The sequence below is a fragment of the Streptomyces sp. NPDC017095 genome, from assembly GCF_044332325.1.
In the GTDB taxonomy this organism is placed as follows: Bacteria; Actinomycetota; Actinomycetes; order Streptomycetales; family Streptomycetaceae; genus Streptomyces.
This window is the reverse complement of sequence record NZ_JBIROU010000007.1, coordinates 181,667-194,604: the sequence shown is the minus strand read 5'-3', so window position 1 is coordinate 194,604 and position 12,938 is coordinate 181,667. Positions and strand designations below refer to the sequence as shown.

The 12,938-nt window shown below is 74.8% G+C and carries 13 protein-coding genes; 6 read left to right on the top strand and 7 right to left on the bottom strand.

What is annotated here, in order from left to right:
• The first annotated feature begins 38 nt into the window (after window positions 1-38).
• On the top strand, window positions 39-1,241 hold the full coding sequence (locus tag ACH4OA_RS16140) for an amino acid deaminase/aldolase (protein ID WP_397946584.1): 1,203 nt from the start codon (window positions 39-41) through the stop codon (window positions 1,239-1,241).
• A 6-nt stretch (window positions 1,242-1,247) separates the two neighbouring features.
• Here ACH4OA_RS16140 and ACH4OA_RS16135 read toward each other — a convergent pair whose 3' ends face one another.
• From ACH4OA_RS16135 to ACH4OA_RS16125, 3 genes are read right to left on the bottom strand one after another with little or no spacing between them, the layout of a single operon-like run.
• Window positions 1,248-2,030: a 3-oxoacyl-ACP reductase gene (locus tag ACH4OA_RS16135; protein WP_397937001.1), complete on the bottom strand. Its 783-nt coding sequence runs from the start codon at window positions 2,028-2,030 to the stop codon at window positions 1,248-1,250.
• A complete protein-coding gene (locus ACH4OA_RS16130) occupies window positions 2,027-3,400 on the bottom strand; it encodes an aldehyde dehydrogenase family protein (RefSeq protein WP_397969482.1) in 1,374 nt (457 codons plus the stop codon). The genes ACH4OA_RS16135 and ACH4OA_RS16130 overlap by 4 nt, the downstream gene beginning before the upstream one ends.
• 11 nt (window positions 3,401-3,411) lie before the next feature.
• Window positions 3,412-4,776, bottom strand: coding sequence for a glutamine synthetase family protein (locus ACH4OA_RS16125; protein WP_397946586.1), 1,365 nt, complete (start codon window positions 4,774-4,776; stop codon window positions 3,412-3,414).
• 96 nt (window positions 4,777-4,872) lie between these two features.
• On the opposite strand from ACH4OA_RS16125, the gene ACH4OA_RS16120 reads away from it, so the two are divergent.
• Window positions 4,873-5,610, top strand: a complete 738-nt coding sequence (locus ACH4OA_RS16120; RefSeq protein WP_365872576.1) for an FCD domain-containing protein — start codon at window positions 4,873-4,875, stop codon at window positions 5,608-5,610.
• Window positions 5,611-5,706: 96 nt separating this feature from the next.
• Window positions 5,707-6,396: a gamma-glutamyl-gamma-aminobutyrate hydrolase family protein gene (locus tag ACH4OA_RS16115; RefSeq protein ID WP_397969481.1), complete on the top strand. Its 690-nt coding sequence runs from the start codon at window positions 5,707-5,709 to the stop codon at window positions 6,394-6,396.
• A gap of 117 nt (window positions 6,397-6,513) precedes the next feature.
• Here the strand turns inward: ACH4OA_RS16115 and ACH4OA_RS16110 are convergent, their stop codons facing one another.
• Window positions 6,514-7,437 carry a LysR family transcriptional regulator gene (locus ACH4OA_RS16110; protein WP_365872580.1) on the bottom strand — a complete coding sequence of 308 codons (924 nt, stop codon included), beginning with the start codon at window positions 7,435-7,437 and terminating at the stop codon, window positions 6,514-6,516.
• Window positions 7,438-7,508: 71 nt separating this feature from the next.
• Between ACH4OA_RS16110 and ACH4OA_RS16105 the strand changes: the two genes are divergently transcribed.
• Entirely contained in the window at window positions 7,509-8,666 is a 1,158-nt protein-coding gene (locus ACH4OA_RS16105; RefSeq protein WP_397937008.1) for a TDT family transporter, read from the top strand.
• Here ACH4OA_RS16105 and ACH4OA_RS16100 read toward each other — a convergent pair.
• Both ACH4OA_RS16100 and ACH4OA_RS16095 read right to left on the bottom strand, forming a co-directional pair.
• The gene (locus tag ACH4OA_RS16100) at window positions 8,578-9,297 is read right to left on the bottom strand and encodes a helical backbone metal receptor (RefSeq protein ID WP_397969479.1); all 720 of its coding nucleotides are present in this window, start codon (window positions 9,295-9,297) and stop codon (window positions 8,578-8,580) included. The genes ACH4OA_RS16105 and ACH4OA_RS16100 overlap by 89 nt on opposite strands.
• Before the next feature lie 7 nt (window positions 9,298-9,304).
• A complete protein-coding gene (locus ACH4OA_RS16095) occupies window positions 9,305-9,877 on the bottom strand; it encodes a helix-turn-helix domain-containing protein (protein ID WP_365872586.1) in 573 nt (190 codons plus the stop codon).
• A 423-nt stretch (window positions 9,878-10,300) separates the two neighbouring features.
• Here ACH4OA_RS16095 and ACH4OA_RS16090 point away from each other — a divergent pair, with 423 nt between their 5' ends.
• Together ACH4OA_RS16090 and ACH4OA_RS16085 are read left to right on the top strand one after the other, a co-directional pair.
• Window positions 10,301-11,221, top strand: coding sequence for a 5'-3' exonuclease H3TH domain-containing protein (locus ACH4OA_RS16090; RefSeq protein ID WP_397969477.1), 921 nt, complete (start codon window positions 10,301-10,303; stop codon window positions 11,219-11,221).
• A 117-nt stretch (window positions 11,222-11,338) separates the two neighbouring features.
• Window positions 11,339-12,190 (top strand): siderophore-interacting protein, encoded by an 852-nt coding sequence (locus ACH4OA_RS16085; protein ID WP_397969476.1) that lies wholly within the window; start codon window positions 11,339-11,341, stop codon window positions 12,188-12,190.
• Window positions 12,191-12,332: 142 nt separating this feature from the next.
• On the opposite strand, the gene ACH4OA_RS16080 is transcribed toward ACH4OA_RS16085, so the two are convergent.
• Entirely contained in the window at window positions 12,333-12,914 is a 582-nt protein-coding gene (locus ACH4OA_RS16080; protein ID WP_397969474.1) for a GNAT family N-acetyltransferase, read from the bottom strand.
• Window positions 12,915-12,938: the final 24 nt, after the last annotated feature.

Sequence of the window (12,938 nt, the reverse complement as noted above, 5' to 3'; positions counted from 1 at the left end):
CCCTACCCTGCGGTAATCCTCTCTGGCAGGCTTCCGTCATGACTGCGCCTGCCGCCGCCCGGGCCCGTTACGACCGGGCCACCGCCCATCTCGACGCCCCTCTCGCGATCGTGGACCTGGACGCGTTCGACGCCAACGCGGACGATCTGGTCCGGCGCGCGGCGGGCAAGCCCGTGCGGGTCGCCAGCAAGTCGGTGCGCTGCCGGGCCCTGCTGGAACGCGTCCTGGCCAAGGAGGGCTTCCGGGGCGTCATGTCGTTCACGCTCGCCGAGTCGCTGTGGCTCGCCCGGTCCGGCTTCGAGGACGTCCTGCTGGCGTATCCGTCCGCCGACCGGGCCGGTTTCGCGGAGCTGGCCGCCGATCCCAAGCTGGCCGGTGCCGTCACCGTGACGGTGGACGATCCCGCGCAGCTCGATCTCATCGACGCCGCCCGCGACGGCGGACGCGAAGAGGTGCGCGTCTGCCTGGAGTTGGACACCTCGCTGAGGCTGCTGGGCGGCCGGGTGCGGGTCGGCGCCCGGCGCTCGCCCCTGCACTCCCCCGACCGGCTCGCCGGGCTGGCCCGGGCGGTGGACCGGCGGCCGGGTTTCCGGCTGGTGGGGATCATGGCGTACGAGGGGCATGTCGCCGGCGTCGGGGACGCGGTCGCGGGACGGCCGGTGCGCTCCCGGGCGGTGCGGCTGATGCAGGCCGCCGCCCGGCGGGAGCTGGCCGGGCGGCGGGCCGAGGCCGTCCGCGCGGTGCGGGCTGTCGTACCCGGCCTGGAGTTCGTGAACGGCGGCGGCACCGGCAGCGTGCAGCACACCGCCGCCGAGGACGCGGTGACCGAGATCGCCGCCGGCTCGGGGCTGTACGTGCCGCGTCTGTTCGACAACTACACCTCGTTCACCGGCCGTCCGGCCGCCCTGTTCGCCCAGCCGGTGGTCCGCCGGCCCGGCGTGGGCGTCGTCACCGTGCTGGGCGGCGGCTATCCGGCCTCCGGCGCCGCCGGTCCCGACCGGCTGCCCGTGCCGTACCTGCCCGAGGGGCTGGCGTACGACCCGCAGGAGGGCGCCGGGGAGGTGCAGACCCCGCTGCTCGGCTCGCCCGCCGACGATCTGCTCATCGGCGACAAGGTGTGGTTCCGGCACGCCAAGGCGGGCGAGCTGTGCGAGCGGTTCGACGCGCTGCACCTGGTCGAGGGGGAGGCGGTCACCGCGACGGTGCCGACCTACCGGGGTGAGGGGCGCACGTTCCTGTGAGGCTCCCTACAGGGGGGTGACGTAGGCGCCCGCGATGCCGCCGTCCACCAGGAAGTCGGTGGCGTTGACGAAGGAGGAGTCGTCGCTGGCCAGGAAGGCGACGGCGGCGGCGATCTCCTCCGCCTCGGCGAACCGGCCGGCCGGGATGTGCACCAGGCGGCGCGCGGCCCGCTCCGGGTCCGCGGCGAACAGCTCCCGCAGCAGCGGGGTGTTCACCGGTCCGGGGCACAGGGCGTTGACGCGGATGCCCTCCCGGGCGAACTGCACGCCCAGTTCGCGGGACATGGCGAGGACACCGCCCTTGGAGGCCGTGTAGGAGATCTGGGAGGTGGCCGCGCCCATCCGGGCCACGAAGGACGCGGTGTTGATGATGGAGCCCTTGCCCTGCCGGCGCATGTACGGGATGACGGCCTTGCAGCACAGGTAGACGGAGGTGAGGTTGACCTCCTGGACGCGTTTCCATGCCTCCAGGCCGGTCTCCAGGATGGAGTCGTCGTCGGGCGGGGAGATGCCGGCGTTGTTGAAGGCGACGTCGACGCTGCCGTAGGTGTCGTACGCCGCCTTGAACAGCGCCTCGACCTCCTCGGGGTCGGTGACGTCGGTCCTGACGAACAGTCCGCCGGTCTCGTCGGCGGCGGCCTTGCCGCGGATCTCGTCGACGTCCGCGCAGACGACGCGGGCCCCCTCGGCGGCGAGCCGGCGGGCGGCGGCGAGTCCGATGCCGCTGCCGGCTCCGGTCACCACGGCGGTACGGCCGGCCAGGCGGCGGCAGACACTGGTGTCGGTCACTGTGCGGGACCCTCCGTGCTGATGAAGACGTTCTTGGTCTCGGTGTAGGCGGTCAGGGCGTCGGGGCCGAGTTCGCGGCCGAGGCCGGACTGTTTGAAGCCGCCGAACGGCGTCCAGTAGCGGACGCTGGAGTGGGAGTTGACGGACAGGTTGCCCGCGCGGACCGCCTGGGAGACGCGCAGGGCGCGGCCCAGGTCCCGGGTCCAGACGGAGCCGGCGAGGCCGTAGGGCGTGCCGTTGGCGAGGCGGATCGCGTCCTGCTCGTCGGTGAAGGGGAGCAGGACGGCGACGGGACCGAAGATCTCCTCGGTGGCCGCGGGGCTGTCGTGCCGCTCCCCGGTGAGGACGGTGGGCGGGAACCAGAAGCCGGGCCCCTCGGGTGCGGTGCCGCGCAGGGCCGGGGCGCCGGCCGGGACGTAGGACTGCACGCGGTCCCGTTGCCGTCCGGAGATCAGCGGGCCCATCTGCGTCTTCTCGTCGGCCGGGTCGCCCACCACCACGGCGGCCAGCGCGTCGGCGAGGACGGCGCGGGCCTCCTCCAGCACGGTGTCCTGGACCAGGATGCGGGTGCGGGCACAGCAGTCCTGTCCGCAGTTGTCGAGGAAGGAGAAGGGATCGAGGGCGGCCGTGAGGTCGGCGTCGGCGAAGACGACGTTGGGGCTCTTGCCGCCGAGTTCCAGGGTGACCGGCTTGACCAGGCGGGCGCAGCGTTCCATGATCTCGCGGCCGGTGCGGGTGGAGCCGGTGAACACGATCTTGGCGACGTCCGGGTGGTCCACGAGGGCGCGTCCGGCGGTGGGGCCGTAGCCGGGCACGACCTGGAGGACGTGTTCGGGCAGGCCCGCCTCCAGGGCGAGCCGGGCGAGGCGGAGCGCGGTGAGCGGGGTGGCCTCGGCGGGTTTGAGGACGACCGCGTTGCCCGCGGCGAGCGCCGGGAAGGCGCCCCAGGCGGCGACCGGCATCGGGAAGTTCCAGGGAGCGATCACCCCGACCACGCCCAGGGGTTCCTGGAAGGTGACGTTCCAGCCGCCGGGTGCCGGGATCTGCCGGCCGAGCAGGCGTTCGGCGCCGCCGGCCGCGTAGAGCAGCAGGTCGCGGGCGTTGCCCGCCTCCCAGCGGGCGTTGGCGAGGGTGTGCCCGGCCTCCTGGACCTCCAGCCGGGCGAGTTCCTCGCCGTGGGCGTCGACCGCGTCGGCGAAGCGGCGCAGCAGCCGGGCCCGGTCGGCGGCGGCGAGGGCGGCCCAGGTCCGCTGGGCCCGTACGGCCCGTACGACGGCGGCGGCGACGTCCTCCTCGCTCGCGGCGGGGACGGTGGCGACGGTCTCTTCCGTGGCGGGGTTGCGGACGGTCAGCTCGTTCGGGTCGGACACGTGGTGACCTCTCACAGGCGTTCGAAGGAGCGGCGCAGCTCCCAGTCGGTGACCGCGGCGTCGAAGGCGTCCAGTTCGACGCGGGCCATGGTGTGGTAGTGCGCGACGACCTCGTCGCCGAAGGCGTCCCGCGCGAGGGGGCTGTCCGCCCAGCGGGCGGCGGCCTCGCGGAGGGTGGCCGGGACGTGCGCGTACCCGGCGGTGTAGGCGTTGCCGGGGCACGGGTCGGGCGGTTCGAGCCGCCGCTCGATGCCGTGCAGACCGGCCGCGATCATGGCGGCGACGGCCAGGTACGGGTTGACGTCGCCGCCGGGGAGCCGGTTCTCGAAGCGCAGGGAGCGGCCGTGGCCGACCACGCGCAGGGCGCAGGTGCGGTTGTCGTGGCCCCAGGCGACGGCGGTGGGCGCGAAGGAGCCCGGCTGGAACCGCTTGTAGGAGTTGATGTTCGGGGCGTAGAGGAGGGCGAAGTCCCGCAGGGCGGCGAGCTGTCCGGCGAGGAAGTGCCGCATCACGTCCGACATGCCGCCGGGCCCGTCCCCGGCCATGACGTTGGTGCCGTCGGCGTCGGCGAGCGAGAGGTGGATGTGGCAGGAGTTGCCCTCGCGCTCGTTGTACTTGGCCATGAAGGTGAGCGAGACGCCTTCCTGGGCGGCGATCTCCTTGGCGCCGGTCTTGTACAGGGCGTGCTGGTCGCAGGTGACGAGGGCCTCGTCGTAGCGGAAGACGATCTCGTGCTGGCCGGGGTTGCACTCGCCCTTGGCGGACTCCACGGTGAGTCCGGCGCCGGCCATGTCGTTGCGCAGCCGGCGCAGCAGGGGTTCGATGCGGCCGGTGCCGAGGACGGAGTAGTCGATGTTGTACTGGTTGGCCGGGGTCAGGCCGCGGTAGCCCGCGTCCCAGGCCTGTTCGTAGGTGTCCTTGAAGACGATGAACTCCAGCTCGGTGCCGGCCTGGGCGGTGTAGCCGAGGCGGGCGAGCCGGTCGAGCTGGCGGCGCAGGATCTGGCGGGGCGCGGCGGTGACCGGGGTGCCGTCGTGCCAGGCGAGGTCGGCGAGGAGCAGGGCGGTGCCGGGGTGCCAGGGGACGCGGCGCAGGGTGGACACGTCGGGACGCATCGCGAAGTCGCCGTAGCCGCGGTCCCAGGAGGACATCGCGTAGCCGTCGACGGTGTTCATCTCGGTGTCGACGGCGAGCAGGTACGCGCAGCCCTCGGTGCCGTGGTGCAGGACCTCGTCGAGGAAGAAGCGGGCGGCGAACCGCTTGCCCTGGAGCCGGCCTTGCATGTCGGGGAAGGCCAGGACGACAGTGTCGGTCTCGCCGCTCGCGACGAGGGCGTGCAGTTCCTCGACACCGAGCGGGGGCCTGCGGTCTGCCACGGGACGGTCTCCTTCGGCGTCAACGCGCTCGATCGGCCGGAGCCGGGAGCCATAAGGTATTGCGGAGGACCATTGCTTGGGAAGGGGGAACGGCGGATGTCGCGGGACGCGGGTCCGGACGGACCGGAGGACCGGCTCACCGCGGTGCTGCGGCCGGTGCGGGCGGGCAACGGCTTCGAGGAGGCGCTGGAGCAGATACTCCAGGTCGTCCGGCTGGGCCTGGTGCCGGACGGCGGGCGGCTGCCGGCCGAACGCGAGCTGGCGGAGCGGCTGGGGATCAGCCGGGTGACGCTGCGCGAGGTGCTGAAGGTGCTCCAGGACCAGGGCCTGGTGGAGGCGCGGCGCGGGCGGTACGGCGGAACGTTCGTGCGGCACCGTGCGGACCTGGGCGGCGAGGACGAGCTGCGGCGCCGGATCAGCGAGGTCGACATAGAGGACGTGCTGCGCTTCCGTGAGGTGCTGGAGGTGGGCGCGGCCGGGCTGTGCGCGGCGGACGGGCTGGACGAGGAGCGGGCCGAGCGGCTGCGACGGGCGCTGGAGGGCACCCATGAGGCCCCGCTCGCCCAGTACCGACGGGCCGACACGCTGCTGCACCTCACCCTGGCCGAGCTGTGCGGCTCGCCGTCGCTGACCGCGCGGTACGCGGCGGTCCGGGCCACGGTGAACGACCTGCTGGACTGCATCCCGCTGCTGGTGCGCAACCTGGAGCGGTCCCAGCGGCAGCACACCGCGCTGGTGGAGGCGGTGCTGGACGGGGACGCGGACGGGGCCCGGGAGATCGCGCGCGAGCACTGCGCGGGCACGGCGGCGCTGCTGCGCGGCTTCCTGGCCTGACCGGCGCCGCACGGGACACGCACGGGACACGCATGGGACGCACACTGGCCTCGAAAAGGTATGCGTGGGTACCTTTGCACGACGGTGGAGGGCAGCATGACCGCACGGCCGCTGATCGGCGTGAGCACGTACCTGGAGTCCGGCGCGCGCTGGGGAGTCTGGGAGCTGGAGGCGGCGCTGCTGCCGGCCGGCTATCCGCGGCTGGTGCAGCGGGCCGGCGGGCTCGCGGCGATGCTGCCGCCGGACGCGCCGGCGCACGCGGCGGCGGCCGTCGCCCGGCTCGACGGGCTGGTCGTCGCGGGCGGCCCGGACGTCGACCCGGCCCGCTACGGCGCCGAGCGCTCCCCGCGCACGGGGCCGCCCGCGCCTCGGCGGGACGCCTGGGAGCTGGCGCTGATCGACGCGGCACTGGCCGCGGGCCTGCCCCTGCTCGGCATCTGCCGGGGCATGCAGCTGCTGAACGTGGCCCTGGGCGGCACGCTGGTCCAGCACCTGGACGGGCACGCGGAGGCGGTCGGCGTGTTCGGCGGGCACCCGGTGAAGCCGGTGCCGGGCACGCGGTACGGCGGCATCGTCCCGGAGGAGCTGACCGTGCCGACGTACCACCACCAGGCCGTGGAGCGGCTGGGCGAGGGACTGGTGCCGTCCGCCTACGCCGCGGACGGCACCGTGGAGGCCGTGGAGCTGCCGGCGGACCGGGGCTGGGCGCTGGGCGTCCAGTGGCATCCGGAGATGGGCGAGGACACGCGGGTCATGCGGGCCCTGGTCGCCGCGGCCGCTGCCTGAGCCGGCCCGGGACGGCCCCGCCCCGGGGACACCGGAACGGGCGCGGGAGAGGCTTCCTGAGCTGTCACGGCCGGCGCGGTGAACGTACGCCGGTGGGGCCGGCCGGTGGGCCGGTGGTCAGCCGCGTGTCAGGGACAGCAGTTCGCGGGCCGGGCCCGTCGGGCGGTGGCCCGTCGGCCAGACCGCGCGCAGGTCGCGGCGGAGCGAGACGCCGTCCACCGGGATGCTGACCAGGCGGCGCATCGCCAGCTCCTCCCCCACCGCCAGTTCGCTGAGGACCGAGGGGCCCGCGCCGCTGACCGCGGACGCCTTCACCGCCGTGGTCGAGGACAGCTCGATCAGCGGCCGGGCCAGGCCGCCGAGCGCCGCGTCCAGGACCTGGCGGGTGCCGGAGCCGCGCTCCCGGAGGATGAGCGGGGTCACGGCCAGCTCCGCCGCCGTCAGGGGCCGCCGGCGGCGGGCCCAGGGATGGCCGGGCGCGGTGACGACGATCAGCCGGTCGCGGGCGATGACCGTGGAGTCCAGTCCCGTGGGCACGTTCAGCCCTTCCACGAAACCGAGGTCCGCCTCGCCGGCCAGCAGCAGTTCCGCGACCTTCGCCGAGTTGCCCGCGAGCAGCGACACGGCCGTGTCGGGGCGCGCGGCGTGCAGGGCGAGCAGCCAGCCGGGCAGCAGGTACTCGGCGATGGTCATGCTGGCCGCGACCCGGAGCCGCGAGTCCCGCCGGTCCCGCAGCGCCCGCGCGCCCGCGTCGAAGGCCGCCGCCGCCTCCACCACCCGGCGCGCCCAGTCCGTGACCAGGGCGCCCGCGTCGGTGAGCCGGGAGCCGCGCGGTGAGCGGTCGACCAGGGCGACGCCGAGCTGCCGTTCCATGGAGCGCAGCCGGCTGCTGGCGGCCGGCTGCGTGATGCCGACCTCGCGCGCCGCCGCGCCGAGACTGCCCAGCCGCGCCACCGCGAGCAGCAGTTCCAGCGCGGCGAGGTCCGGCACCCGGTGCGCCAGCGATCCGTTGCGTCCTTGCTCTCCCTCGACCCCGGTCATAAGACCAGCTTATGCCCTCATAGACGCGAACTCCCTGGTCAGCGATGCCCGGCCGGGAGACCGTGAGGGTCATGGTCACCGCAGTCCAGCCCCTGCCCCGCCGCCGCGCCGCCCGGCTGCGGCACCTCGGCCCGAACTGGTACGCCTCCGTGATGGGCACCGCCGTCCTCGGCTCGGCCGGCGTCGCGCTGCCCGCGCCGGCGCACGCGCCGCGCGCCGTGTTCGCGGCCGTCTGGGCGCTGTCCCTGCTGCTACTCGTGGCCCTGCTGGCGGCGCGGGCCGGGCACTGGATCCACCACCGCGACCAGGCCCGCGCCCATCTCCTGGACCCGGCGATGGCGCCCTTCCAGGGCTGTCTGGCGATGGCCCTGCTGGCGGTGGGCGGCGGCGCGCTGACGGCCGGCCGGGACCTGCTGGGCGTCCGGGCGGCCGTCGCCCTGGACACCGTGCTGTTCACCGCCGGTACGGCGGTGGGACTCGGGGCCGCCGTGGCCGTGCCGTACCTGATGGCCGTGCGGCATCGGGTCGAGCCCGGCCAGGCCACCCCGGTGTGGCTGCTGCCGCTGGTCGCGCCCATGGTGTCGGCCGCGCTCGGCCCGCTGCTGGTGCCGCACCTGCCGCCGGGCGAGCCCCGGGAGACCCTGCTGCTGGGGTGCCTGGCGCTGTTCGGGCTGAGCCTCGTGGCCGTGCTGCTGATGCTGCCGCTGGTGTTCGCCCGGCTGGTCACCACCGGGCCGCTGCCGGTCGCGCTCGCCCCGACCCTGTTCCTGGTGCTCGGCCCGCTCGGCCAGTCCGTCACCGCCGTCGGCCTGATCGCGGACGCCGCGCCCGGTGTCGTACCGGCCCCGTACGACCGCGGCCTGGCGGTCTTCGCCCTGCTGTACGGCGTGCCCGTGATGGGGTTCGCGCTGCTGTGGCTGGCGCTCGCGACGGCGCACGTGGTGCGGGCCCGGCGGCGGGGCATGGGGTTCGCGCTGACCTGGTGGGCGTTCACCTTCCCGGTGGGCACCTGTGTCACCGGCGCCGCGGCCCTCGCCCGGCACACCGGACTCGCCGTCTACGACGCGCTGACGGTGGCTCTGTACGGCGTCCTGGTGGCGGCCTGGCTCGCGGCGGCCCGCGGCACCGTGCGCGGTCTGCTCAGCGGCGAGCTGCCCGCAGGGCCGCGCCCAGCACGCGTGGCGCCTCGGCCAGCGACGGTCCGTACCACGTCAGGTGCCGGCCGCTGACCAGCGCGCAGGGCAGGCCCGGGAAGGCCTCGGGGCCGTCGTCGGCGGTGAACCGGTAGGGCTCGTCGGGCAGGACGACCAGGCCGGGGGCGCGGGCGCACAGCTCGGCCGGCGGGACGCGCGGATAGCGCTCGGGGTGGCCGGCGTACACGTGGTGCACGCCGAGGCGGGCCAGGACGTCGCCCGCGAAGGTGTCCCGGCCGAGGACCATCCAGGGGCGGCGCCAGACGGGCACGACCGCCGTCGTACGCTCCGCCGGCGCGGGCAGGGCCGCCCAGGCCGCTTCGACCCCGGCCAGCCAGTCCGGCCGGTCCGGGGCGCCGCAGGCGGTGAGCACCCGGTCCAGCTCGGTCACGGCCTGCGGCACCGTCCGTACCTCGGTGACCAGCACCTGGACGCCCGCCGCCCGCAGGGCGTCCAGGTCGGCGGCGCGGTTCTCCTCCTCGTTGGCGATCACCAGGTCGGGGCGGAGGGAGACGATCGAGCCGACCCGGGGGTTCTTCGTCCCGCCGATCCGGGTGACGTCCAGGTCCGCCGGGTGACCGCACCAGTCGGTGGCCCCGACGAGCACCCCGGGCAGGGTCGCGGCCACGGCTTCGGTGAGCGACGGGACGAGCGAGACGACGCGCATGGCCCGGTCAGCGGGAGCGGTCCTGGACGGCCTCGATGTGCTCGGCGACCGCCACCACGATGACCCGGGTGTCCGGGACCGTGGCCCGCCAGCGGTGCCGGACGCCGCCGGTCAGATACAGGGTGTCGCCGCGGCCGAGGCGGTAGGCGCGGCCCTCCGCCTCGATCTCCACCGCGCCGTCGGCGACGTACATCAGCTCGTCGTTGCGGTGCTGGAACTCGCGGCCGGCGTCGTGGTCGCCGGTGTACTCGGACGCGTGGAGCTGGTGGTGGCCGCGCACCAGGGTGCGCGTGCGCGGGTCGAAGTCGTCCTCGGCGACCGCCTCCGCGCGGACCACGTCGACGCTGGCCGCCGGGTCGGCGGCGGCGAGGAGTTCGACGGCGGTGGTGCGCAGCGCGTCGGCCACCTTCTCCAGGGAGGTGCGGCTGGGCCGGGCCCGGTCGTTCTCGACCTGGCTGAGGAAGGGCACCGACAGGCCGCTGCGCTCGGCCACGACGGCGAGGGTCAGCTCCAGCGCACGCCGGCGCCGCCGGACGGCCGCGCCCACCCGCACGGGCTGCTGCTCTTTGTGGTCGCCCATCGCTCCGGCTCCCTCCCTCGCTCGTCGTACCGCCGTACGGGTGCCCGCCCGGGGCCACCCCTCTTCTGATGACTTCTCTGCACCCTACGCATGTTCGGCAAACCGTTTCACGTGGCTGTCACATCCCTGACACTCCCGTGATCCTTCACCGTCACGATTCTCGCCACCGCCCCGGGGACGGGACCGGTCGTACACCGGGTCCCCCGCGAGGAGGAAGATGTGCCCGGCCGGGTCCCCGACCCGGGTGCGGGCCAGAGATCGTCACGCGGGGTGATTGGCCGGAAGTGTGCCGTGAACGGCCGGCCGGCGGCGCCGCTCCGGGCGGCGGTCCTGGGCGACGGGGTCCGGAGGGCCCGGCCGCATGCCGCCGGGTGGTCCGGCGGCGCGCGGGGCGCTGTCGGTGCCGTGCGGCATGATGCGGACGTGACCGGACGACTCATGCTTCTCGACACCGCCTCGCTGTACTTCCGCGCCTACTTCGGCGTCCCGGACTCGGTGAAGGCGCCCGACGGCACCCCCGTCAACGCGGTGCGCGGGCTGCTGGACTTCATCGACCGGCTGGTCAAGGACCACCGGCCGGACCACCTGGTGGCCTGCATGGACGCCGACTGGCGCCCGGCCTGGCGGGTGGACCTCATCCCGGGCTACAAGGCGCACCGGGTCGCCGAGGAGCACCCGGACGCGCCGGACGCCGAGGAGGTGCCGGACACGCTCGCCCCGCAGGTGCCGGTGATCGAACAGGTGCTGGACGCGGTCGGCATCGCGCGCGTCGGGGTCGCGGGGTACGAGGCGGACGACGTGATCGGCACGTTCACCGCGCGGGCCGGCGGCCCGGTCGACATCGTCACCGGCGACCGCGACCTGTACCAGCTGGTGGACGACGGCCGCGGGATCCGGGTGCTGTATCCGCTGAAGGGCGTGGGCACGCTCCAGCTCACCGACGAGGCGGTGCTGCGCGAGAAGTATGGCGTCGACGGGCGCGGGTACGCGGACCTGGCGCTGCTGCGCGGCGACCCGAGCGACGGCCTGCCGGGCGTGCCCGGCATCGGCGAGAAGACGGCCGCGAAGCTCCTCGCCGAGTTCGGCGACCTGGCCGGGATCATGGCGGCGGTCGACGACCCGCGGGCGAAGCTCACCCCGTCGCAGCGCAAGCGGCTCGCCGAGGCCCGGCCGTACGTGGCGGTCGCGCCGAAGGTGGTGCGGGTGGCCGGCGACGTGCCGCTGCCGGACGTCGACACCGCCCTGCCGCGCGCTCCCCGCGATCCCGCGGCCCTGGAGGAGCTGGCGCGCCGCTGGGGACTGGGCGGCTCGCTGGAGCGTCTGCTGGCCACGCTGACGCGCTGACGTGGACGGCCTCGCCCAAATAATCGGCAAAAGCTCTCAGGCCGGTACCGGGAGAGGGGTGTTGACCGGAAGGGAATGTTAACTTAGGTAATCCTAACCAACATGCAGGAGGCCGTCATGGCAGAGCGCCCGGGACGAAAGCCGCGCAAGCCCCACACCGCCCAGGTCGTGCGCACCGAACGGCTGACCCCGCACATGCGGCGCGTGGTGCTCGGCGGTCCGGGACTCGCCGGATTCGCCGCGGACACCTGCACCGACCACTACGTCAAGCTGCTGTTCGGCCCCGCCGGTGTCACCTACCCGGAACCCTTCGACCTGGAGCGGATCCGCGCCGAGTTCCCGCGCGAGCAGTGGCCGGTGACCCGGACGTACACCGTGCGCGGCTGGGACCCGGAGCGGCACGAGCTGGCCCTGGACTTCGTGATCCACGGCGACGAGGGCCTGGCCGGCCCGTGGGCCGCCCGCGTGCAGCCCGGCGAGACCGTGCGCTTCCTGGGTCCCGGCGGCGCGTACACGCCCGACCCCGCGGCCGACTGGCATCTGCTCGCCGGTGACGAGAGCGCCCTGCCGGCGATCGCCCGCGCCCTGGAGACGCTGCCCGCCGGCGCCCGCGCGCACGCCTTCGTCGAGGTGTCCGGCCCCGAGGAGGAGCAGAAGATCGACACCGGGGTGCCGGTCGTCTGGCTGCACCGCGGCGACCGCCCGGTCGGCGAGGCCCTGCTGGAGGCGGTACGCGGGCTGGACTTCCCGCAGGGCCGGGTGCAGGCGTTCGTCCACGGCGAGGCGGGCTTCGTGAAGGAATTGCGCCGCCTGCTGCGCGTCGAGCACCAGATCCCGCGCGAGGACCTGTCGGTCTCCGGCTACTGGCGCCTCGGCCACAACGAGGACGGCTGGCAGGCGTCCAAGCGGGAGTGGAACGCCCGCGTCGAGGCGGAGCAGGAGGGCGACGGGGCGGCCGTGGCAGCCTAGGGCCTCTCGTTTGGATCATGCCGGGCTCGCTGGCCCTGGCACCCCGGCCCCGCCACCGCTGTCGCGTTCCCGCCGAGGCGGGCCCTTCCACCGGGCCGGGGGCGTCGTCGGGACGGGCCAGTCGGCTTGGAGGCCCGGTGGGTCAGTCGGCTTGCAGGCGGGCGTGCAGGTGCATGTCGTGCCAGCCGTCCGGGTGGAGGAGCGCGCTGCGCTTGGTGCCCTCCAGGGCGAAGCCGGCCTTGCCGGCGACCCGGCAGGACGCCTCGTTGGCGGTGGCGTGGAAGAGTTCCAGGCGGTGGAAGCCGATCTCCTCGAAGGCCCACCGGCTCAGCGTGCGGGCGGCCCGGGCCGCGACACCCTGGCCGCGCGACCGCGCCACCGTCCAGTACGCGACCTCGGCGACCCCCTCACCGAGCAGGATCTGGCGCAGCGCGACCCGGCCGCGCAGTGCGTCCGTCCCCTCGTCCACGACCGCCCACTGGGCCTCCTTCTCGCCCGCCCAGGACGCCTGCCACAGCGCGATCCAGCCGGCGGCCTCCTCCTCGGAGTCACAAGCCCTCAGGTGCCACTGGTGCATCGCCGGGTCCTGGAAGGCGGCGTACACGGCGGGCGCGTCCCCGGCCCGCCAGGGGCGCAGGACCAGGCCGTCGCCGGTGGGCAGGGCGGGCTGCGGGACTCGGGCGAGGGCACCGGAGGCGAGGACCGGGCGGGTGAGATACGGCATGATCCACATCCTGCCCGGTGCACG

What these genes read in the sequence shown, in the direction of transcription:
- ACH4OA_RS16140 (WP_397946584.1), top strand. Translation starts at nt 39, where the DNA reads ATGACTGCGCCTGCCGCCGCCCGGGCCCGTTACGACCGGGCCACCGCC.
- ACH4OA_RS16120 (WP_365872576.1), top strand. Translation starts at nt 4,873, where the DNA reads ATGTCGCGGGACGCGGGTCCGGACGGACCGGAGGACCGGCTCACCGCG.
- ACH4OA_RS16095 (WP_365872586.1), bottom strand. Translation starts at nt 9,877, where the DNA reads ATGGGCGACCACAAAGAGCAGCAGCCCGTGCGGGTGGGCGCGGCCGTC.
- ACH4OA_RS16080 (WP_397969474.1), bottom strand. Translation starts at nt 12,914, where the DNA reads ATGCCGTATCTCACCCGCCCGGTCCTCGCCTCCGGTGCCCTCGCCCGA.
- ACH4OA_RS16110 (WP_365872580.1), bottom strand. Translation starts at nt 7,437, where the DNA reads ATGACCGGGGTCGAGGGAGAGCAAGGACGCAACGGATCGCTGGCGCAC.
- ACH4OA_RS16115 (WP_397969481.1), top strand. Translation starts at nt 5,707, where the DNA reads ATGACCGCACGGCCGCTGATCGGCGTGAGCACGTACCTGGAGTCCGGC.
- ACH4OA_RS16100 (WP_397969479.1), bottom strand. Translation starts at nt 9,297, where the DNA reads ATGCGCGTCGTCTCGCTCGTCCCGTCGCTCACCGAAGCCGTGGCCGCG.
- ACH4OA_RS16085 (WP_397969476.1), top strand. Translation starts at nt 11,339, where the DNA reads ATGGCAGAGCGCCCGGGACGAAAGCCGCGCAAGCCCCACACCGCCCAG.
- ACH4OA_RS16105 (WP_397937008.1), top strand. Translation starts at nt 7,509, where the DNA reads ATGGTCACCGCAGTCCAGCCCCTGCCCCGCCGCCGCGCCGCCCGGCTG.